Consider the following 20,478-nt stretch of genomic DNA (forward strand, 5'->3'; position numbering starts at 1 on the left):
GCGCCCTTCCCTGTGGCGCAACGCACGGTTGAATCGATTCAGAAGTCGACGGTCGCCGAAAGGAGGTAGGTTCGTGGAGTCGCGAGCGTCAATCCAGGCTCGCTGTCATCCGAGGCCCCGGCAGAACTCCAGTAACGCTTGTCAGCCACGTTCTCGACATTGGCCCGCAGGGTGATGTTCTTTTCCTCGACCTTGAAGGCGTAGCGCGCGCCCACGTCGAAACGCGTCCAGGCATCGATTTCCTTGTTATTGGACTGGTCCAGATACTGCGAGCTGGAATAGATGCCGCGGCTGGTCAGGGTCAGGCCTTGTACATTCGGCACGTCCCACTCGGCACCCAGGTTGACGTTGTATTCAGGCGTGGCGGGAGCGCGGTTGCCGTCAAAAGTGCCCTTGGTGGTATTGGTCAGCTCGCTGTCGATGTACATGACGCCGCCGAGCAGGCGGAAACCTTTGAGTGGCTCACCGAACACACTGACTTCCACACCCTTGTTTTCACGTTTGCCGTTCGGGCCGAAAACCCGCGTCGTGGCGTTGGTTTCATAGGCCGGCTGCTTGATCCGGAACACCGCGGTGGTGATGGCGAATGCACCCGCATCATATTTGGCGCCGACCTCGACCTGCCGACTGATGAACGGCGGGAAGATCTCGTCTTCGTTCACCGAGGTCGACGGCGCGATCTTGCCCTGGCTCAAGCCTTCCATGTAGTTGGCATACAACGAGAGCTTATCGGTGGCCTTGAACAGGATGCCGCCCGATGGCGAAACCTTTTCCTCATCGTAGGCCGTGTCGCCTTTGACATTATCCGTCCAGTCGTCGACCTGCACTCGCTGCCAGCGGGCGCCGAGGGTCAGCAGTACCCGATCGTCGAAGAAACCCAATGTGTCGGACAACGCCACGCTGCTGGAGCGGTTCTCGGTATACACCTCGGAATCGAGTCGCGTGGGGGTAATGGGTGTCGGTGTTTGCACCGGGTTGTAGATGTTGCTCGGGGCGGCGGCGTAACGGGCGCCGCCGTTTTCGAAGTCCATGTAGAAATAGCTGGCCGCCAGGTTGATTTCATGGCTCACCGGACCGGTATGGAACCAGTTTCGCACCCCGACGTTGGCCGTGCGGACATTTTCGTCACGGGTGAAGTCACGTGGCAGAACGCTGAAATTACCCGCGTTGTTGGTGACCGCTACGGCGTGCCGGAGGAAGTCATGATTACTTTTACGCGCGCCCGCACCGGCGTACACCATGACGGAGTCGCTGACATCGTACTCGCCGGTCACCGTACCGAAGGTGTCCTTGGTCCGCGCCTTGCTCCACGGCTGCGCATAGTTGTGGCGAACATCGCTGGCATGGGGAACCTGGGCGTTGGCGCCCACCTGCACGCGCTCCTGCGGGGCGTCGGTGTCACGCTCGTTATGTCCGACGTCGGTCGAGAGCCGCAGGCGTTCACCGCGAAAATCCAGGCCCAGCACCGCCATCTCGCGGTCAACGCTCTGGTGATCCCATTCGGTGTCGCCGGACTGCTTCACGCCGTTGAAACGAACACCGAACATGTCCCCCTCTCCAAAGCGCCGACCGATGTCCACGGCCCCGCCGACCTGGCTATCGGAAGCATAGTTGCCGGTAAACGACGTAATGGGCACGTCGGTGGCGCGCTTGGGCACCACATTGATCCCGCCACCCACGCTGCCCCGCGGCGAGATGCCATTGATGAGCTGGCTCGGGCCTTTGAGGATGTCGACGCGGTCGGCCATCTCCATATCAATGGTGTAAGTCGGCAGGATGCCGTAGAGACCGTTGTAGGAGACATCACTGTTGAACAGGCTCATTCCGCGAATGGTGAACTGCTCATACCGCCCACCCGCCGGGTTGGTGGCGCGAACCGAGGGATCGCTGGCGACGAGGTCGCCCAAGGTACGCGCCTGCAGGTTTTTCACCAACTCACTGGTGTAGGTGGTCTCGCTGAACGGCGTCTCCATGAAGTCTTTCGAGCCCAGCAAGCCTTGCGATCCACGGCGTGCGACCTGCCCGCCGACATACGGATCACCGTGCGCCGTGTCCGCCGTCGCATAAATGGAGGTAGCGCCCAGTTGCAGGGTGCTGCCTGTTGGCGCCGGGGTCAGCATGTACGCCTGCTCGCCCACCGGCAGCAGTTGCAGACCGGAACCCTGTAGCAGTTGGGCGAAGCCCTCCTCCACCGCGAAGTCGCCGGAAAGACCGGGGCTGGTGCGCCCGCTCACCAGTGCCGGGTCCACTGACAGATTGACCCCTGCCAGCCCCGCGAAACGGGTCAGCGCAGCGTCGAGGCTACCGGCTGGCACCTGATAGCTGCGGCGCGGCGCGTCTTCGGCCCAACCGGCAGTGATGAACAATGGACAGGCACTCAGGCTCAACAACAGACTCAAGTGCAACAACGGGCGCAACCTGGATGGAGCCGGACGCATACTGCAAGACATCACTGCGGGCATTGTGAATCTCTCTGATTTCGTTTCACTTACCTTGAAAGACAAGCGGCACGAAAAAAGGGGACACGCTTTAAACACTATTTTTTCGCGGTACCAGCGTTACCCAATAACGCGTACGCGAATGCACTTCCAGTGGCAGGCTGGCCGCCAACAGAGCCAGAACGCGATCGGTGTCTTCAAGGCGGAAACTGCCGGTGATGCGCAGCGATTCCAGCTCTAGCGCCCAACGCAATACACCCGGACGATAGGTGCCGAGTTCACGCAGAAAATCCCCCAGGGGCTGGTTCTGCGCCATCAACACACCGTCACGCCAGCCTGGGGCCAGCACGTCGAATGGCTCCACGGCACCGGCACCCGCCGCTTGAAGGCCGACCTGCTGACCGCCGCGCAACGAAAAGACCGGCCCGCGCAGAGGCTGCAACTGCACCGCGCCGTTGAGCACTGACACTTTGCAACCCGCCTGCCCCTGACGAACACACACCTCGCCCTGACTGACGACCACCTGCCCGAAGCGCGTGAAAATCGTCAGCGGCGAGGCCCCGGGCACATTCAGTGCAATTTCGCCTTCCACGAGGGTCAGGCGCCGGTGCTTCAGGTCGATATCGACGGCACTGGCAGTATTCAATTGCACAGAGCTGCCATCGGCCAACCGGACTTTTTTGCTTTCCCCGGTGGCGGTCCGCAGGTTGGCACTCCAGGCGTCCAGAGGCAACTGTCGACTGATCAGCCAAGCGGTCGGCAGCAAAGCCACCGCCCCGACAGCGCGTTTGAGTACCGTACGTCTACTGGCTTGTGGCCGGTCCAGACTGGCCATGGCAAGGGCCGATGGCAAGTCGGCAAAGCGTTGGCGCAAGAGTTGCGCTTTCTGCCAGGCTTGCTCGTGACTGGAATGACTATCGCGCCAGCTCTGCAGCTGCGCCCGGTCCTGCTCATTAGCGCAGCCGGACTCCATGAGGGCCAGCCACTGCGCGGCGACCCGCACGACTTGCCGGGTCTGAGCCGAAGGTGCCGAACCGTTCACATGTCCACCAGCAGGCAATGTTCGTAGGCTTGAGCCATGTAGCGCTTGATCGTGCGTTCCGATACTTGCAGTCGCTCGGCAATCTCTTGATAGCCCAGGCCTTCCAGCTGACTCAAGAGAAACGCCCGGCGTACCGGGCCCGGTAATCCATCGAGCAATTCGTCCAGGGCTTGCAGGGTTTCCAGCAGGATCCAGCGTTGCTCGGGGGACGGCACGCAGTCCTCGGGCAGCAACGCCAATGCATCGAGATAGGCTTGCTCCAGGCTGCGGCGCTTGTAGAAGTTGGCCAGCAGCCGCTTGCCGACTGTCGCCAGGTAGGCGCGAGGCTCTTGCAGGTCGGCGATGCGCTGAGAGCTGGCGAGCAAACGAACAAAGGTATCCTGGCTCAGATCCGCCGCGTCGCTGCCATTGCCCATGCGTCGTCTCAACCATCCTTCGAGCCAGCTCCGGTGATCGCGGTACAGGTCGTGGAAGGTTTGCTCCGGCGGCATCGCTGCATCACTCATCTAAAGAAACCCTGCGCGAAGAAATATTTTAAATGCGACTCATTCTAATTAGTGTTGAGAGGTCAAACCAAGCCCTTTGTGCGATTCGCACCCGGTAAATGCTTGAATAATTGGATGACAGGCCGATATTTCGGCCGCGCGACGCCGGCTTATCGAGGCTGCGGATTATTGAGGGGGAGTTTTCAAGAGACAACGGAATTCACTGGCCATCCGCGCGTGGTCGGCGGATGCGAAACCGTGAGGGTCGTGAGGAAGTAGAAAAAGCCAAATCGCAGAAACAAAAAACCCCGGTCTTTCGACCAGGGTCTTTGCTATCGACTCGAAGTAACCAGTGGCTTCTTCGTAGCTCCAAGGCGTTCAGTGGGCCTCGGGGCAGATATGGCGCAGCGGACGGGACTCGAACCCGCGACCCCCGGCGTGACAGGCCGGTATTCTAACCGACTGAACTACCGCTGCGTATCGCTTTGAGCTGACGCTCAAGTAACTTGTCTGATTGAAAGCTCCGAGACTTTTCAATCTCTCTTTCAATCTCGAATCAAGGCATGCCTGACTCGGAAAATATGGCGCAGCGGACGGGACTCGAACCCGCGACCCCCGGCGTGACAGGCCGGTATTCTAACCGACTGAACTACCGCTGCGCGTCGGTGGAGGCATTTCAGCCTACCTCTTGCTTTCGCAAGTATCTCGGAAGTGGTGGGTGATGACGGGATCGAACCGCCGACATTCTGCTTGTAAGGCAGACGCTCTCCCAGCTGAGCTAATCACCCGTTTGCATCTCCGAGGCCGCGAAATTTACGCAGGTAGCGAACCTAAGTCAATAGCAGGATTGAAGTTTTTCTGAAAAAGACAAAATTATGTATGTGCAGCAAGTGCGCTTTCGCGAGCAAGCCCGCTCCCACAGGGGAATGCATTCCAAATGTGGGAGCGGCGGTGCGACGATTCGACTTGCTCGCGAAAGCAGCACATTCAACATCAATCCCGGAGCTTACTCGCTGTAAATCATCTTCTTGGTCATGCCGCCATCGACCACGAATTCCTGGCCGGTGACAAACCCGGCGTTTCTCGACAGCAGCCAGGCCACCATCGCCGCGACATCCTCGACCTTCCCCACCCTGCCCGCCGGATGCTGGGCATGATCGGCCTCGGTCAAGGGTTCGGCACGTTGCACCGAGGGGTCGCGCGCATCGATCCAGCCAGGACTGACGGCATTGACCCGGATCTCCGGGCCAAGGCTGATGGCCAACGCATGCGTCAGGGCCAACAAACCGCCCTTGCTCGCCGCATAGGCTTCTGTGTCGGGCTCCGACTGCCCGGCGCGGGTCGAGGCCAGATTGACGATGGCGCCGCTGTGTGCGCGCAGGTACGGTGCACAGTGCTTGGCCAGCAACATCGGCCCACTGAGGTTCACCGCCAACACCCGATTCCAGTGAGCCAGGTCGAGGCTTTCCAGGGTGATGTTGTGCGGATCGGCAACCGCTGCATTGCATACCAGCGCATCCAGGCGCCCGAACTGACCGAGCACCTCGGCTACGCCCAGCGCGACTTGCCCCTCGTTGGAGACATCCATGGCGATGAACCAGGCGTTGTCGCCCAGCACTTTCGCCACTTTCGAACCGCGCTCCCGGTCCAGATCCGTCAGCACGACTTGCCAGCCTTCGCTGATCAGCCAGGCCGAAATCCCCAGGCCAATGCCCCGCGCAGCACCGGTCACCAGCGCTACGCGACCATTTGAGCCGGTGGTCGGCGCAGACAACTCGATCACAACGCAGCCAGGCCGCGCGCCAGATCGGCTTGCAGGTCCGCCACGTCTTCCAGGCCGACCGCAACGCGGATCAGGCTGTCACGAATGCCCGCCGCTTCACGCTCTTGCGGCGCCAGGCGACCATGGGAGGTGGTGCTCGGATGGGTGATGGTGGTTTTGCTGTCACCCAGGTTGGCGGTGATCGAAATCAGGCGCGTGGCGTCGATAAAGCGCCAGGCGCCCTCTTTGCCGCCCTTGACCTCAAAACTGACGACCGCACCGAAGCCCTTCTGCTGGCGCAGCGCCAGTTCGTGCTGCGGATGGCTCTTGAGGCCGGCGTAATGGACTTTCTCGATACCGTCCTGCTGCTCCAGCCACTCGGCCAGTTGTTGGGCGTTGGCGCAATGGGCCTTCATCCGCAGGTTCAAAGTTTCCAGGCCCTTGAGGAAGATCCAGGCGTTGAACGGGCTCAGGGTCGGCCCGGCGGTGCGCAAGAAACCAACCACCTCTTTCATCTGCTCGCCGCGACCGGCCACGACACCGCCCATGCAACGACCCTGGCCGTCGATGAATTTGGTGGCCGAGTGCACGACGATGTCCGCGCCCATTTTCAGCGGCTGTTGCAGCGCCGGGGTGCAGAAGCAGTTATCGACCACCAGCATCGCGCCTTTGGCGTGAGCGATTTTCGCCAGTTCGGCAATGTCCACCAGCTCGGCCAGCGGGTTGGACGGCGATTCGACGAACAGCAATTTGGTGTTGGCCTTGATTGCCGCGTCCCAGCCGGACAAGTCCGCCAAGGGCACGTAATCGACTTCGATACCGAAACGCTTGAAATACTTCTCGAACAGGCTGATGGTCGAGCCAAACACGCTGCGCGACACCAGCACGTGATCGCCGGCGCTGCACAGGCTCATCACCACCGCCATGATCGCGGCCATGCCGGTCGCGGTGGCCACGGCCTGCTCGGCGCTTTCCAGCGCGGCAATGCGCTCTTCAAAGGCACGCACAGTCGGGTTGGTGTAGCGCGAGTAGACGTTGCCCGGCACTTCGCCGGCAAAACGCGCGGCGGCATCGGCGGCGGTACGGAATACATAGCTGGAAGTGAAGAACATCGGATCACCGTGCTCACCTTCCGGCGTACGGTGCTGACCGGCACGTACGGCCAGGGTATCGAACGCTACGCCTTCGAGGTCGCTGTCCAGCCGACCGGCATCCCAATCCTGACTCATGCTGTCACTCCTTGCCTTGCTCTTGATAGATAAAAGTCTTTTTGCCAGATACAAAACCGGCCCCTCAGGGCCGGTAGTTACTCAGTTGTTGTACAGATCGATGATCGCACTGACTGCCTGCGTCTTGACCTTGGAGGCATCGTTGCGTGCCTGCTCGATCTTGTTCAGATAAGCCTCGTCGACGTCGCCGGTGACGTACTGGCCGTCGAACACCGCGCAATCGAACTTGTCGATCTTGATCTTGCCGCCCCCGACCGCTTCGATCAAGTCAGGCAAGTCCTGATAGATCAGCCAGTCGGCGCCGATCAGGTCTGCCACGTCCTGGGTCGAACGGTTGTGGGCGATCAGCTCGTGAGCGCTCGGCATGTCGATGCCGTAGACGTTCGGGTAGCGGACCGCTGGCGCCGCGGAGCAGAAGTAGACGTTCTTGGCGCCGGCTTCGCGGGCCATCTGGATGATCTGCTTGCAAGTGGTACCGCGAACGATGGAATCGTCCACCAGCATCACGTTCTTGCCGCGGAATTCCAGCTCGATGGCGTTGAGCTTCTGGCGTACGGATTTTTTCCGCGCGGCCTGGCCCGGCATGATGAAGGTCCGGCCGATGTAGCGGTTCTTCACGAAGCCTTCGCGGAACTTCACGCCCAGGTGGTTCGCCAGCTCCAGCGCGGCGGTGCGGCTGGTGTCCGGAATCGGGATGACCACGTCGATGTCGTGATCCGGACGCTCGCGCAGGATCTTCTCGGCGAGTTTCTCGCCCATGCGCAGACGGGCCTTGTAGACCGAAACGCCGTCGATGATCGAGTCCGGACGCGCCAGGTAGACGTGTTCGAAGATGCACGGGGTCAGGGACGGGTTGGTCGCGCACTGACGGGTGTACAGCTTGCCCTCTTCAGTGATGTAGACCGCCTCGCCCGGTGCCAGGTCGCGAATCAGGGTGAAGCCGAGCACGTCCAGGGAAACGCTTTCCGAGGCGATCATGTACTCGACGCCTTCGTCGGTGTGACGCTGGCCGAAAACGATCGGGCGGATACCGTGCGGGTCACGAAAGCCCACGATGCCGTAGCCGGTGATCATCGCTACGACGGCATAACCACCGACGCAACGGTTGTGCACGTCGGTGACGGCGGCGAAAACGTCTTCTTCGGTCGGCTGCAACTTGCCGCGCTGGGCCAGTTCGTGCGCGAACACGTTGAGCAGTACTTCCGAATCGGAACTGGTGTTGACGTGGCGCAGGTCAGATTCGTAAATCTCCTTGGCCAGTTGTTCAACATTGGTCAGGTTACCGTTGTGCGCCAGGGTGATGCCGTAAGGCGAGTTGACGTAAAACGGTTGAGCTTCAGCCGACGTCGAGCTGCCCGCGGTTGGATAACGCACATGGCCAATACCCATGTGACCGACCAGGCGCTGCATGTGACGTTGCTGGAACACGTCACGCACCAGGCCGTTGTCCTTGCGCAGGAATAACCGGCCATCATGGCTGGTCACGATACCGGCAGCGTCCTGGCCGCGGTGCTGGAGGACGGTTAGCGCGTCATACAGCGCCTGATTGACGTTCGACTTACCGACGATACCGACGATGCCACACATGCGACGCAACCCCTACTTAATGGATCTGAACTGAGCACTACTCACTGAGGCGTTTTGGCCATCGGCAAGAGTTGCTCCTTGAACGGAATATCAGCGGGTACGCTGATTCCGCTGGCAAGCCACTGACTGCTCCACCCGAGGATCAGGTTTTTGGACCAGTCTGCAACCAATAGAAATTTTGGCACGAGCTGTGACTCTTTCCACCACCCGTCCTGCTGTACCGGCCCCAGGCTCAACAGCCCGACGGCGATAACCACCAGCAACCCGCCACGCGCGGCGCCGAAGGCCATGCCGAGGAATCGGTCGGTCCCGGAGAGCCCGGTGACGCGAACCAGTTCGCCGATAAGATAATTGATCATTGCGCCTACGATTAAAGTGGCGACAAACATGATGGCACAGCCCGTTATTATACGTGCCGATGGCGTTTGAATGTACCCGCCGAGGTACTCGGACAGTGAGCCACCGAACATCCAGGCTACGACTCCTGCGATGATCCAGGTCAGCAGCGACAGTGCTTCCTTGACGAAGCCGCGGCTCAGACTGATCAATGCGGAGATGGCGACGATTGCAACGATCGCCCAGTCAACCCAGGTAAATGGCACAGTGCAGCCTACAGACGGATAAGGCGGCGCATTTTAGCAGAGCCCATGCTTATCGGTAAGCTGCGATTGTCAGTGCATTTCATATCGGGGCGATAGTTTTAACCACGTTCCGGTTGAAAGCGCACCACAAACCCCTTGAGGTTCTGCTGGCGGTTGAGCAAGTCACGCAGCCGGTCGGCTTCGGCACGCTCGATCAGCGGCCCGACAAACACCCGATTTTTGCCGTCGGCGGTACGGATGTAGGCGTTGTAACCCTGGCTGCGCAGGGTTTTCTGCAGTTTTTCCGCGCTTTCACGGTTCGACAGGCTGGCCAGTTGCACCGACCAGCTGACAGACAAACCATTGGCATCGACACGGCTTTGCGTGGTGTCCGGCTTGCCCGGCGCCGCGGTGATCGGCTGGGCAGGCGCCGTTGCAGGCTTAGCCGCCAAAGCCGGGACCGGCGCGGGTGCAGCCGGCTTGGCTGCTGGCGCTGGAGCCGCAGGCGCTGGAGCCACCGGAACAGCTGGCACCGCCGATTCCTGCTGGGCGATTTCGTCATCGCTCGGCACGGGTTCCTGAGGCAGGGCTTGCGGCTCAGGCACCGCCACGGGCTCGACCTGTACCTGGGGCATCGCCGGCGCTTGCGGAGCCGCGGGCGCTTCGACCGTCACCTGGCGCTGTTCGTCCTGGCGGGAAAACAGCATCGGCAGAAAAATCACCGCCAGCGCGACCAACACCAGGGCGCCAACCATGCGCTGCTTGTATGCCTTATCCAGCAATGCCATTTGCCGCTTCCTCCGTGGAGCGCCGGGCCAGCCATTCAAGGGCCTCGGCGACACAATAAAATGATCCGAACAACAGGATTTCGTCGTCGCTCGTGGCCTGCGCGCACTGCCCTTCCAGGGCGGCCGCGACACTGTCGTATGACGTGACCGACGCACCAAGACCTTGCAACGCGGCGTGCAAATCCGCAACCGAACGCGCCCGAGGCGAATCCAGAGGTGCGACAGCCCAGTGCTGGACACTAGCATTCAATTCGCCGACAACACCACCCAGGTCTTTGTCCGCCAGCAACCCGAACACCGCCAGACGCTTGCCGACCGGCGGGCGGCTGGCCAGGCGACGAGCCAGATACTCCGCCGCATGGGGGTTATGCCCCACATCCAGCAATAGATTCAAGCGCTTGCCTTGCCACTCGAACTCACGGCGATCCAGGCGACCGACCACCCGGGTGGCCCGTAGCGCCTCGGTAATCTGCGCATCCGCCCAAGGCAAGCCGAGCAGCAGGTAAGCCTGCAACGCCAGCGCGGCATTTTCCATCGGTAGATCGAGCAGTGGCAGGTCGCGCAGCTCCACCACGCGCCCTTGCCCATCGACACCGCGCCATTGCCAGTTGTGATCGGTCACACCGAGGTCAAAATCGCGCCCACGCAGGAAAAACGGGCAATTAAGCTCGCGCGCCTTGTCCAGCAGAGGTTGTGGAGGATTCAGATCGCCGCAGAGCGCAGGCGCGCCCTGACGGAAAATACCGGCCTTCTCGAAGGCCACGGACTCCCGGGTATCACCGAGGTAATCCGCATGATCGACACCGATACTGGTGACCAGCGCCATGTCGGCGTCCACCACGTTGACCGTGTCCAGGCGACCGCCCAGACCGACTTCCAGCACCACTGCATCGAGCCCGGAGCGCTGGAACAGCCAGAATGCCGCCAAGGTGCCCATTTCGAAGTAAGTCAGGGAAGTGTCGCCGCGCCCGGCCTCTACCGCGGCAAAGGCCTCGCACAGCTCGGCATCCGTGGCTTCGACGCCATTGACTGTTACCCGCTCGTTATAACGCAGCAGGTGTGGGGAGTTGTACACCCCCACTTTCAAGCCCTGGGCCCGCAGCAAGGACGCCACGAACGCACAGGTGGAACCCTTGCCGTTGGTCCCGGTGACCGTGATCACCCGAGGCGCCGGCTTGCCCAGTCCCATACGGGACGCTACCTGCTGCGATCGCTCCAGGCCCATGTCGATGGCCGAAGGGTGCAACTGTTCAAGGTAGGCGAGCCATTCGCCAAGGGTACGTTGGGTCATAGGCTGGCGGGTACCGGTGGAACCACGATCGGCTCGATAGGGGCAGCAACGAACTTCGGCGTCGGCAGGCCCATCATTTGCGCCAGCAGGTTGCCCAGACGCGGACGCAGCTCCTGACGGTCGATGATCATGTCGATGGCACCGTGCTCCAGCAGGAACTCGCTGCGCTGGAAGCCTTCCGGCAGTTTCTCGCGCACGGTTTGCTCGATCACACGCGGACCGGCAAAACCGATCAACGCCTTCGGCTCACCGACAATCACGTCGCCCAGCATCGCCAGACTGGCGGAAACGCCGCCGTAGACCGGGTCGGTCAACACGGAGATGAACGGGATGCCTTCTTCACGCAGACGGGCCAGCACCGCGGAGGTCTTGGCCATTTGCATCAGGGAAATCAGCGCTTCTTGCATCCGCGCACCGCCGGAAGCGGCGAAGCAGATCATCGGGCAACGTTTTTCCAGGGCGTAGTTGGCGGCGCGAACGAAACGCTCACCGACGATGGCGCCCATCGAACCGCCCATGAAGGAAAATTCGAACGCCGAAACCACAACCGGCATGCCCAGCAAAGTGCCGCTCATGGAAACCAGTGCGTCTTTTTCGCCAGTCTGCTTTTGTGCAGCGGTCAGGCGGTCCTTGTACTTCTTGCCGTCGCGGAATTTCAGACGGTCAACCGGTTCCAGGTCTGCACCCAGCTCGGCACGGCCTTCAACATCGAGGAAGATGTCGATACGGGCGCGGGCGCCGATACGCATGTGATGGTTGCACTTGGGGCAAACGTCCAGGGTCTTTTCCAGCTCCGGACGATACAGCACAGCCTCGCAAGACGGGCATTTGTGCCAAAGACCTTCAGGCACCGAGCTCTTCTTGACCTCGGAACGCATGATCGAAGGGATCAGTTTGTCTACTAACCAGTTGCTCATGCTTTCTTTCTCCAGTACCGGCGGCCCGAACGCTCTGGTTCGCGGCCCCGTGTATGCCCTAGCGCTAAATTCATGTGTGCGGCGATGATCAGTGAATGGCCGGGTCAGCGAAACGTGACCTGCGTACCACCCCATAACCCTCAGCCGTTTTGTACAGTGCAGTGGACGGCGGCAGACTGCCAGCCGTCACATCAACGGGTGCTACCGCGTACCGCTTTGATAAATGCCTGAATCCTTGCGTGATCCTTGATGCCCTTGCTCGCCTCAACCCCGCCGCTGACATCCACGGCATAAGGCCGAACGCGCGCAACCGCCTCGGCGACGTTATCCGGCGTCAGACCGCCCGCCAGAATGACCGGCTTGCTCAGGCCTTGCGGTATCAGTGACCAGTCAAACGCCTCCCCGGTTCCTCCGGGAACGCCTTCGACATAGGTATCGAGCAAGATTCCGCTGGCGCTGGCATAAGCATCGCAGGCCGCTGCGATGTCATCACCGGCCTTGACCCGCAATGCCTTGATGTACGGCCGGTGCCAGCCTTCGCACTCAGCGGCGGTTTCGTCGCCATGGAACTGCAACAGGTCCAGCGGCACCGCGTCGAGGATTTCCCCCAGCTCGCAACGGCTGGCATTGACGAACAAGCCCACGGTGGTCACGAACGGCGGCAGCGCCTTGATGATCGAGCGCGCCTGCTGGACCGTCACCGCACGGGGGCTTTTGGCGTAGAACACGAATCCGATGGCATCCGCCCCGGCCTCGACGGCTGCCAACGCATCCTCTATGCGGGTAATCCCACAGATCTTGCTGCGAACGGCTGACATGTCGATACAACTCCAAGACAAATCCGGGAAAGTCCCGGATGGTAACAAAAGCGTTCGAGGGCGTCAGCCGCCAAGTTCCGAGAAGCCGGTCAGGAAGTGCGGACCGATGTAGCGCTCGGGCAACTCGAACTCGTCACGGTACTCGACCTGAACCAGATACAAGCCGAATGGATGCGCGGTCACGCCACCGGTCCGTCGAATCCGGCTCTCCAGCACCTCTTTCATCCACTCCACCGGCCGCTCTCCGGCGCCAATGGTCATCAGCACACCGGCAATGTTGCGCACCATATGATGCAGGAAGGCGCTGGCGCGAATATCCAGCACGATCATCTTGCCGTGACGGGTAACGCGCAGGTGATGCAATTCCTTGATCGGCGACTTGGCCTGGCACTGACCGGCGCGAAAAGCACTGAAATCATGGGTGCCGAGCAGGTACTGGGCGGCCTCGGCCATGCGCTCGACGTCCAGCGGACGGTGGTTCCAGGTCACCTCTTCGTTCAAGTGCGCCGGGCGGATCTGATCGTTGTAGATCACGTAGCGATAACGCCGGGCAATGGCCTTGAACCGCGCATGGAAATGCGCCGGCATGACCTTGGCCCAACTGACACTGACGTCATGGGGCAAGTTGATGTTGGCGCCCATGGTCCAGGCCTTCATCGAGCGCTCGACCTGAGTGTCGAAATGCACCACCTGTCCACAGGCATGCACCCCGGCGTCGGTACGCCCGGCGCACATCAGCGAAACGGGCGAGTCGGCGACTTTGGACAAGGCGTTTTCGAGGGTTTCCTGCACGGTGAGCACCCCGGACGCCTGGCGCTGCCAGCCGCGGTAGCGCGAGCCTTTGTATTCGACGCCCAGCGCGATCCGGAAAAAGCCGTCGGCTGCCATTTCGGCGGCCGGGTTATCTATATTTGCCAAGGAGGGACAGCCTGATGATGTACCAAAGGCGGGCATTATAAGGCCGCCGGGCGGGGATGCCAGAGAGTTCTCCATTGACTGTCCCGGCCTCATCGCGGGCAAGCCCGCTCCCACAGGTTTTGTGAACGACATAAATCTCTGTGGGAGCAGGCTTGCCCGCGATGAGGCCCAAGCAAACAACATCCATTAATGAGCCAAACAAAAACGGCAGCCTCAATGGGCTGCCGCTTTTTTTCAACCTGCCGATCAATCAAGCCAGGCGCGAAAGCATCTCCTCGGCTTCACTCTTCTGCTCGGCACTGCCTTCGCTTACCACCTCATTGAGGATGTCGCGAGCACCGTCGCTGTCGCCCATGTCGATATAGGCCTGAGCCAGATCGAGCTTGGTAGCGGCTTCGTCAGTGCCCGAGAGGAAGTCGAAGTCATCATCGCCATCCAGCGCGGCATCAGCTTCGGTAAAGGTCGGCTCGCCGATGCTGTTGGACAAGCTCTCCAGTTCGGCGTTGACATCATCCAGCTCTGCCGCGAACGCATCCGGCGCGTCCAGTTCCTCGGCCAGCGACAGATCGAAATCGGCCGGCAACTCCAGATCGTCCAGCGCGACCTCAGGAACAGCCGGGGTTTCGGCAACCGGGAAATCCTTCACACCCTCATCCAGATCCAGCAGGAAATCGTCTTCAGCCAGCATCGCCGGCGACGGTTGCGCACCGAGATCCAGGTCGAGGTCGAAGTCCGACAGATCGTCGAGGTTTTCCTTGATTTCAGTCTGCTGCTGCAACACCGACTCAAAGCTCAGATCGTCGTCCAGCGGGAACTCACCAAGGTCTGGCAACGCCGCCACTTCAGGCTCCGCTGCAGGTGCAGGTGCAGGCGCCAAAGGCGTAATCGCGTCCAGATCATCCAGGCTCAGGTCGAAGGCGCTGTCGAGGTCATCCTCGAACGGTGCTGGTTCTGGTTCTGGCGCCGGTGCTTGCGGCTCATCGAGCAACAGCTCCTTGACGTATTGCGCATCCAGTTCGGCAGCAACGGCGGCCGCGGCGATGCCACCGGCAGCCACCAGCGCCATGGCCGGGAAGCGACTTTTGAGTTTTTCAACCTGGGCGAAGTTGTCGCCATTAGCCACCAACTGACGCTCCTGGCCGACGAACGCATCGCGGTCGCCTTGCTGGCCGTAGACTTCCATCAGTTTCAAGCGCAGATCGCTGCGCTTGGGCTCTTGCTTGACGCCGTCCTCCAGCAACGCGGCGGCCTGGTTCAGGCGACCGGCATTGATGTGCGACTGAGCCTGACCCAGCACGTCGTCGGAACGCTCGGCAGCCGGCGCCACCAATGGTGCGGCGATCGGCGTGGTCATCACCACCGGAGCAACCACCGGCGCTGGCGCGGGAGCAGGCGTCGGGGCAGTCGCCAGCTTCACGCTCGGCGGCGGAACTTCCAGACCTTCGAAGCTGCTTTCCGGCAAGTCGAAATCGGCCGAGAACGGCTGATCTTCGGCCAAGGCACGGGCCATGCGCAGATGTTTCTCGGCTGCTTGCTGGGCTTTGCGTCGACGCGCCAGCAACAGCAGCAGGAGCAGGAGAATCACCGCACCGCCACCGACCAGGCCCAGCAGCAGCGGATTGGTCAGCAATTCATTGAACTTCTGATCGTCAGATGCCGCCGGTGTCGCCTCGACGGGCTTCTCGGCTGGCGCGGGCGTTGCCTCAGGGGCAGGCGCAGCGGCAACCGGTGCAGGCGCTGCCTCCGGGTTGGCAGCCAGCTCGGCCGACATTGCCGGCGCGGTCGCAGCCGCTGGAGCAGCGGCAGCGCCCTCGGTTTGCAACTTGGCCAGTTGGTTGTTCTTCAACTCGAGCAGGCGCTGCAGCTTGTCCACCTGGCTTTGCAGATCGGCCATGCGGCTTTTCAGTTCGGCGTTATCACGACGACTGGTGTCGAGGCTTTCCTGGGTCACCGCCAGCTTGTTGCTGAGGGCCTTGGCATCTCCGGCAGCCCCTTTGCCAGGGTTCTTGCCGGACTCGGCAGACACCAGGCTCAACTTGTCGGAGGCCGCTTGCGCCGGAGCACCCTCGGTACGAGCGCGATTGGTGGCGTCGAGCTGTTGCTGCCCTGCCCCGGGTTTCGCCACATAGCGGCGACCCTGGCGCCAGGCCTTGTTCTGTGCGGCCACTTCGGCAATGGCCTTGGCTTGCGGCAGGCCAGTGCTCTGCGCCTGGTCCGGCATGCGCAGCACCTGGCCGGTTTTCAGGCGATTGATGTTGCCGTCGATAAAGGCATCCGGGTTCAACGCCTGGATGGCCAGCATGGTTTGCTGGATCGAACCACCATTACGCGCCTTTGCGGCGATTTCCCACAGGGTATCGCGCGGCGTGGTGGTGTATTGGGACGGTTTGGTCGCACCGGTGACGGGCGCGGCAACCGTCGACGTCGGCTGTGCAGCCGCTTCAGCGGTTTGCGGCGAGAATTTGGACGGATCGAGCAGCACACTGTAGTCGCGCAGCAAGCGGCCGTTCGGCCACATGACCTGAACCAGAAACTTCACCATGGGTTCGGAAAGTGGCTTGCTGGAGGTCACGCGCAGAATGCTTTTGCCGCTGGCGTTGAGCACCGGGGTGAAGGTCAAGTCGTTGAGAAACGCCTGGCGGTCAACACCGGCCTTGGCGAAATCGTCTGGTGAGGCCAGGCTCGGTACCACTTCGGCGGCGGTGAGATCCTTGACATCGAGCAGCTCGATTTCCGCCACCAGCGGCTGGTTGAGCGTCGATTTCAGGGTCAACTCCCCGAGCCCGAGGGCATGCGCCATACCGGAGGACAGCGCCGAGGCGGCCGCTATTGCTAACACCAGTTTGCGAACTTGAACCATTAGCTCATCCTTAGTTTGAACATTCCTCGGCCAGCGAGAAGGTATTGATAGTCGCTGCCGTAAGGCATTGCACGCAACGGCGAGGGTCGTCGCGCGCGATCATTTCATTGATGCCCGGCAAAGCCCCGCAGAGTGGCTCTGCCTTCAGCACTCCGGCAAGCATAGGCTCGCGCGGAATCATTCGACAAATTGTTGCAAAGTATCTTTTACAGCAGGTCTTTTATCAACAACTCGGCCAGCTGCACAGCGTTGAGCGCCGCGCCTTTGCGTACGTTATCTGACGTCAGCCACAGATTAAGTTCCGACGTGTCGTCAATACCATGGCGAACCCGACCAACGTAGACCACATCCTGGCCTACCGCATCGCCCACCGGCGTCGGGTAATCACCGGCTTCCACCAGTTCGATGCCAGGGGCGTCTTCCAGGGCCGCATTGACTTTCCCCAGGTCGATTTCACTCGCGGACTGCAGGGTCACGCTATAGCTATCGCCAAAAAACACCGGGGCTTGAATGCAAGTGACGGAAATCTTCAATGAAGGCCGCGCCATGACCTGGCGCAGCTCACGCACCAGGCGTTTTTCCAGCAGCGTATGACCTTGCTCATCCGGTTTACCGACCTGGGCCAACAGGTTGAAGGCCATCTGCCGATCAAAGAATTTCGGCTCCAGCGGCCGCACATTCAGCAGTTCAGCGGTTTGCCGGGCGAGCTCGCTCACGGCTTCGCGGCCCTGGGCCGATACCGCCAGGCTGGCGGTCAGGCTGATGCGCTGCAAATCAAGCAAATCCATCAGTGGCGCGAGCACCACCGCCAGCGTGGTGGCCGACGGGCTTGGACTGCTGACCTGAAAGGGTTTGTTCAAGCCGGCCAACACCTGGGCATTGGCTTCAGGCACAACCTGTGGCGCCTTTTCGGCCGGCAGGGCACCGGAGAGATCGATAACCGAGCAACCGGCATCGGTCGCGCGGGAAGCGAAACTCAACGAAACCGCCGGGCCGGCGGCAAAGAATGCCAACTGCACCTTGCTGAAGTCGAACTGATCGACTTCCCGCACCCGCACGTTCTTGCCGCGAAACGGCACCGAACTGCCGGCCGACTCGCTGCTGGCCAACAGGTGCAGGTTACCGATCGGAAAATCGCGCTCTTCGAGAATCTGCACGAGTGTTTCGCCGACAGTACCGGTGGCGCCGATCACGGCAATATCAATGGACTGGCTCATGGTTTGACCTCTGGCGAAACGGGGGGAGCGGCACTTTACCGGGTGGGTGGGATACAGGCAATTTCTGCCGGGGATTTGTAGTGTCTGTACCGGCCTCATCGCGAGCAAGCTCGCTCCCACGGGGGTACGCATTCCAATGTGGGAGCGAGCTTGCTCGCGATGACGGAATATCAGGCAACCCATAAACATCAGGTTGCCGGAAATAAAAAACCCGCGCCTCTTTCAAGGCGCGGGTTCTTTCATTGCATCAACCGATCAACGCTCGAGCAGGATCCGCAGCATGCGACGCAGCGGTTCGGCCGCGCCCCACAGCAACTGGTCGCCGACGGTGAACGCGCCGACGAATTGCGAGCCCATGTTCAGCTTGCGCAGACGGCCAACCGGGATGTTCAGGGTGCCGGTGACCTTGTTCGGGCTCAGCTCCTGAATGCTGGTTTCGCGGTTGTTCGGCACCAGCTTGACCCAAGGGTTGTGCTGGCTGATCAACCCTTCGATATCGGCGATCGGTACGTCTTTGTTCAGCTTGATGGTCAGCGCCTGGCTGTGGCAGCGCATGGCGCCGATGCGCACGCAGATGCCATCGACCGGGATCGGGCTCTTGAAGCGACCGAGGATCTTGTTGGTCTCGGCCTGGGCCTTCCACTCTTCGCGGCTCTGACCGTTCGGCAGTTCCTTGTCGATCCACGGGATCAGGCTGCCGGCCAACGGTACGCCGAAGTTTTCAGTCGGGTAAGCGTCGCTGCGCATGGCTTCAGCCACACGGCGGTCGATGTCGAGGATCGCGCTGGCCGGATCGGCCAGTTGATCGGCAACAGCGGCGTGGGTCGCGCCCATTTGCTTGATCAGTTCACGCATGTTCTGCGCGCCGGCACCGGAGGCCGCCTGATAAGTCATGGCGCTCATCCACTCCACCAGGCCAGCTTCGAACAGGCCACCGAGGCCCATCAGCATCAGGCTGACGGTGCAGTTGCCGCCGATGTAGTTCTTGGTGCCCGCGTCCAGTTGCTGGTCGATGACCTTGCGGTTGACCGGATCCAGAACGATCACCGCATCATCCTGCATACGCAGGCTGGAAGCGGCGTCGATCCAGTAACCCTGCCAGCCGGCTTCACGCAGCTTGGGGAAGACTTCGCTGGTGTAGTCGCCACCCTGGCAGGTCAGAATCACGTCGAGGGTTTTCAGCTCTTCAATGCTGTAAGCGTCCTTGAGCGGAGCAATGTCCTTGCCCACGGACGGGCCTTGGCCACCGACATTGGAAGTGGTGAAAAACACCGGCTCGATAAGATCGAAATCCTGCTCTTCCAGCATCCGCTGCATGAGCACGGAACCGACCATGCCGCGCCAACCGATCAGACCTACACGTTTCATCGCAACTACACCTTCTTGAAATGTGGGCCGCTGCCTTGTCTTGAATTTGGCAGCGGGCCCGAGAGATTACAGATTCCGCAGCGCGGCGACTACTGCGTCACCCATTTCCTGCGTACCGACTTTAGTGCAACCGGCCGACCAGATGTCACCGGTGCGCAAGCCCTGATCCAGCACCAGGCTGACGGCTTTCTCGATGGCATCGGCCGCGGCCTGCTGGTTGAAGCTGTAACGCAACATCATCGACACCGACAAAATGGTCGCCAGCGGGTTGGCGATGCCCTTGCCCGCGATGTCCGGGGCCGAACCGTGGCACGGCTCGTACATGCCCTTGTTGTTGGTGTCCAGGGACGCCGACGGCAGCATGCCGATGGAACCGGTGAGCATCGAGGCCTGGTCGGACAGGATGTCGCCGAACATGTTGTCGGTAACGATCACGTCGAACTGCTTCGGTGCGCGCACCAGCTGCATCGCGGCGTTGTCGACGTACATGTGGCTCAGTTCGACTTCAGGATAATCCTTGGCCACTTGTTCGACCACTTCACGCCACAGTTGGCTGGAGGCCAGTACGTTGGCCTTGTCCACCGAGCACAGCTTCTTGCCACGAACCATGGCCATGTCGAAACCGACACGGGCGATGCGGCGGATTTCGCTTTCGCTGTACGGCAGGGTGTCATAGGACTGACGCTCGCCGTTTTCCAGGGTACGGGTACCACGAGGCGCGCCGAAGTAGATGCCGCCGGTCAGCTCGCGAACGATCAGGATGTCCAGGCCGGCCACGATTTCCGGCTTCAGGCTGGAAGCCTCGGCCAGTTGCGGGTACAGGATCGCCGGACGCAGGTTGCCGAACAGGCCCAGTTGCGCACGGATTTTCAGCAGACCGCGTTCAGGGCGGATGTCACGTTCGATGGCATCCCATTTCGGGCCGCCAACGGCGCCCAGCAACACGGCGTCGGCCGCGCGGGCACGCTCCAGAGTCTCGTCGGCCAACGGCACGCCGTGCTTGTCGATGGCAGCGCCACCGATCACGTCGTGGCTCAGTTCGAAACCCAAGGCGAACTTGTCGCTGGCCAATTCCAGCACCTTGACCGCTTCGGCCATGATTTCCGGGCCAATACCGTCACCTGGGAGAATCAGAATCTGCTTGCTCATGCTTTCCTCATGTCATCAGTCGGTGCGC

16 protein-coding genes and 3 tRNA genes are annotated in these 20,478 nt (G+C 61.1%); all 19 read right to left on the bottom strand.

The genetic code is table 11. The features are described from left to right. Positions 1 to 38: 38 nt before the first annotated feature. The gene (locus KW840_RS17605) at positions 39 to 2,462 is read right to left on the bottom strand and encodes a TonB-dependent siderophore receptor (protein WP_218496561.1); all 2,424 of its coding nucleotides are present in this window, start codon (positions 2,460 to 2,462) and stop codon (positions 39 to 41) included. 67 nt (positions 2,463 to 2,529) lie between these two features. Further along, on the bottom strand, positions 2,530 to 3,480 hold the full coding sequence (locus tag KW840_RS17610; RefSeq protein ID WP_218496563.1) for a FecR domain-containing protein: 951 nt from the start codon (positions 3,478 to 3,480) through the stop codon (positions 2,530 to 2,532). Next, on the bottom strand, positions 3,477 to 3,986 hold the full coding sequence (locus tag KW840_RS17615) for a sigma-70 family RNA polymerase sigma factor (RefSeq protein WP_218496564.1): 510 nt from the start codon (positions 3,984 to 3,986) through the stop codon (positions 3,477 to 3,479). The genes KW840_RS17610 and KW840_RS17615 overlap by 4 nt, the downstream gene beginning before the upstream one ends. A 379-nt stretch (positions 3,987 to 4,365) precedes the next feature. After that, positions 4,366 to 4,442, bottom strand: a tRNA-Asp gene (locus KW840_RS17620). Between the two features lie 105 nt (positions 4,443 to 4,547). Continuing rightward, a tRNA-Asp gene (locus KW840_RS17625) sits at positions 4,548 to 4,624 on the bottom strand. Positions 4,625 to 4,677: 53 nt separating this feature from the next. Next, positions 4,678 to 4,753, bottom strand: a tRNA-Val gene (locus KW840_RS17630). A 218-nt stretch (positions 4,754 to 4,971) separates the two neighbouring features. Further along, entirely contained in the window at positions 4,972 to 5,748 is a 777-nt protein-coding gene (locus KW840_RS17635) for an SDR family oxidoreductase (protein WP_090454230.1), read from the bottom strand. Continuing rightward, positions 5,745 to 6,956, bottom strand: coding sequence for an O-succinylhomoserine sulfhydrylase (locus KW840_RS17640; protein WP_057715568.1), 1,212 nt, complete (start codon positions 6,954 to 6,956; stop codon positions 5,745 to 5,747). The genes KW840_RS17635 and KW840_RS17640 overlap by 4 nt, the downstream gene beginning before the upstream one ends. 81 nt (positions 6,957 to 7,037) lie before the next feature. Beyond that, the gene (gene purF / locus KW840_RS17645; protein WP_007975670.1) at positions 7,038 to 8,543 is read right to left on the bottom strand and encodes an amidophosphoribosyltransferase; all 1,506 of its coding nucleotides are present in this window, start codon (positions 8,541 to 8,543) and stop codon (positions 7,038 to 7,040) included. 41 nt (positions 8,544 to 8,584) lie between these two features. Beyond that, positions 8,585 to 9,145 (bottom strand): CvpA family protein, encoded by a 561-nt coding sequence (locus KW840_RS17650; protein ID WP_007975669.1) that lies wholly within the window; start codon positions 9,143 to 9,145, stop codon positions 8,585 to 8,587. Between the two features lie 98 nt (positions 9,146 to 9,243). Then, positions 9,244 to 9,912, bottom strand: coding sequence for an SPOR domain-containing protein (locus KW840_RS17655; protein WP_090454228.1), 669 nt, complete (start codon positions 9,910 to 9,912; stop codon positions 9,244 to 9,246). Beyond that, entirely contained in the window at positions 9,896 to 11,203 is a 1,308-nt protein-coding gene (folC, locus tag KW840_RS17660) for a bifunctional tetrahydrofolate synthase/dihydrofolate synthase (protein ID WP_218496565.1), read from the bottom strand. Before folC ends, KW840_RS17655 begins: the two co-directional genes overlap by 17 nt. Beyond that, positions 11,200 to 12,120 (bottom strand): acetyl-CoA carboxylase, carboxyltransferase subunit beta, encoded by a 921-nt coding sequence (gene accD / locus KW840_RS17665; RefSeq protein WP_008047319.1) that lies wholly within the window; start codon positions 12,118 to 12,120, stop codon positions 11,200 to 11,202. Before accD ends, folC begins: the two co-directional genes overlap by 4 nt. 191 nt (positions 12,121 to 12,311) lie before the next feature. After that, positions 12,312 to 12,938 carry a phosphoribosylanthranilate isomerase gene (locus tag KW840_RS17670; RefSeq protein ID WP_218496566.1) on the bottom strand — a complete coding sequence of 209 codons (627 nt, stop codon included), beginning with the start codon at positions 12,936 to 12,938 and terminating at the stop codon, positions 12,312 to 12,314. A 63-nt stretch (positions 12,939 to 13,001) separates the two neighbouring features. Further along, a complete protein-coding gene (gene truA / locus KW840_RS17675) occupies positions 13,002 to 13,826 on the bottom strand; it encodes a tRNA pseudouridine(38-40) synthase TruA (RefSeq protein ID WP_032829430.1) in 825 nt (274 codons plus the stop codon). A 280-nt stretch (positions 13,827 to 14,106) separates the two neighbouring features. Next, positions 14,107 to 16,716, bottom strand: a complete 2,610-nt coding sequence (locus KW840_RS17680) for a FimV/HubP family polar landmark protein (protein WP_218496567.1) — start codon at positions 16,714 to 16,716, stop codon at positions 14,107 to 14,109. A gap of 206 nt (positions 16,717 to 16,922) precedes the next feature. Further along, positions 16,923 to 17,933 carry an aspartate-semialdehyde dehydrogenase gene (locus KW840_RS17685; RefSeq protein ID WP_090454222.1) on the bottom strand — a complete coding sequence of 337 codons (1,011 nt, stop codon included), beginning with the start codon at positions 17,931 to 17,933 and terminating at the stop codon, positions 16,923 to 16,925. 255 nt (positions 17,934 to 18,188) lie between these two features. Next, a complete protein-coding gene (asd, locus tag KW840_RS17690) occupies positions 18,189 to 19,301 on the bottom strand; it encodes an aspartate-semialdehyde dehydrogenase (RefSeq protein ID WP_057715575.1) in 1,113 nt (370 codons plus the stop codon). 66 nt (positions 19,302 to 19,367) lie between these two features. After that, positions 19,368 to 20,450 (bottom strand): 3-isopropylmalate dehydrogenase, encoded by a 1,083-nt coding sequence (gene leuB / locus KW840_RS17695; protein WP_007997553.1) that lies wholly within the window; start codon positions 20,448 to 20,450, stop codon positions 19,368 to 19,370. Positions 20,451 to 20,478: the final 28 nt, after the last annotated feature.

Source organism: Pseudomonas sp. PDM30 (genome assembly GCF_019218985.1).
GTDB lineage: Bacteria > Pseudomonadota > Gammaproteobacteria > Pseudomonadales > Pseudomonadaceae > Aquipseudomonas > Aquipseudomonas jessenii.

What these genes read in the sequence shown, in the direction of transcription:
- KW840_RS17680 (WP_218496567.1), bottom strand. Translation starts at nt 16,716, where the DNA reads ATGGTTCAAGTTCGCAAACTGGTGTTAGCAATAGCGGCCGCCTCGGCG.
- accD (WP_008047319.1), bottom strand. Translation starts at nt 12,120, where the DNA reads ATGAGCAACTGGTTAGTAGACAAACTGATCCCTTCGATCATGCGTTCC.
- truA (WP_032829430.1), bottom strand. Translation starts at nt 13,826, where the DNA reads ATGGCAGCCGACGGCTTTTTCCGGATCGCGCTGGGCGTCGAATACAAA.
- KW840_RS17615 (WP_218496564.1), bottom strand. Translation starts at nt 3,986, where the DNA reads ATGAGTGATGCAGCGATGCCGCCGGAGCAAACCTTCCACGACCTGTAC.
- KW840_RS17685 (WP_090454222.1), bottom strand. Translation starts at nt 17,933, where the DNA reads ATGAGCCAGTCCATTGATATTGCCGTGATCGGCGCCACCGGTACTGTC.
- asd (WP_057715575.1), bottom strand. Translation starts at nt 19,301, where the DNA reads ATGAAACGTGTAGGTCTGATCGGTTGGCGCGGCATGGTCGGTTCCGTG.
- leuB (WP_007997553.1), bottom strand. Translation starts at nt 20,450, where the DNA reads ATGAGCAAGCAGATTCTGATTCTCCCAGGTGACGGTATTGGCCCGGAA.
- KW840_RS17605 (WP_218496561.1), bottom strand. Translation starts at nt 2,462, where the DNA reads ATGCCCGCAGTGATGTCTTGCAGTATGCGTCCGGCTCCATCCAGGTTG.
- folC (WP_218496565.1), bottom strand. Translation starts at nt 11,203, where the DNA reads ATGACCCAACGTACCCTTGGCGAATGGCTCGCCTACCTTGAACAGTTG.
- KW840_RS17670 (WP_218496566.1), bottom strand. Translation starts at nt 12,938, where the DNA reads ATGTCAGCCGTTCGCAGCAAGATCTGTGGGATTACCCGCATAGAGGAT.
- KW840_RS17655 (WP_090454228.1), bottom strand. Translation starts at nt 9,912, where the DNA reads ATGGCATTGCTGGATAAGGCATACAAGCAGCGCATGGTTGGCGCCCTG.
- KW840_RS17640 (WP_057715568.1), bottom strand. Translation starts at nt 6,956, where the DNA reads ATGAGTCAGGATTGGGATGCCGGTCGGCTGGACAGCGACCTCGAAGGC.
- purF (WP_007975670.1), bottom strand. Translation starts at nt 8,543, where the DNA reads ATGTGTGGCATCGTCGGTATCGTCGGTAAGTCGAACGTCAATCAGGCG.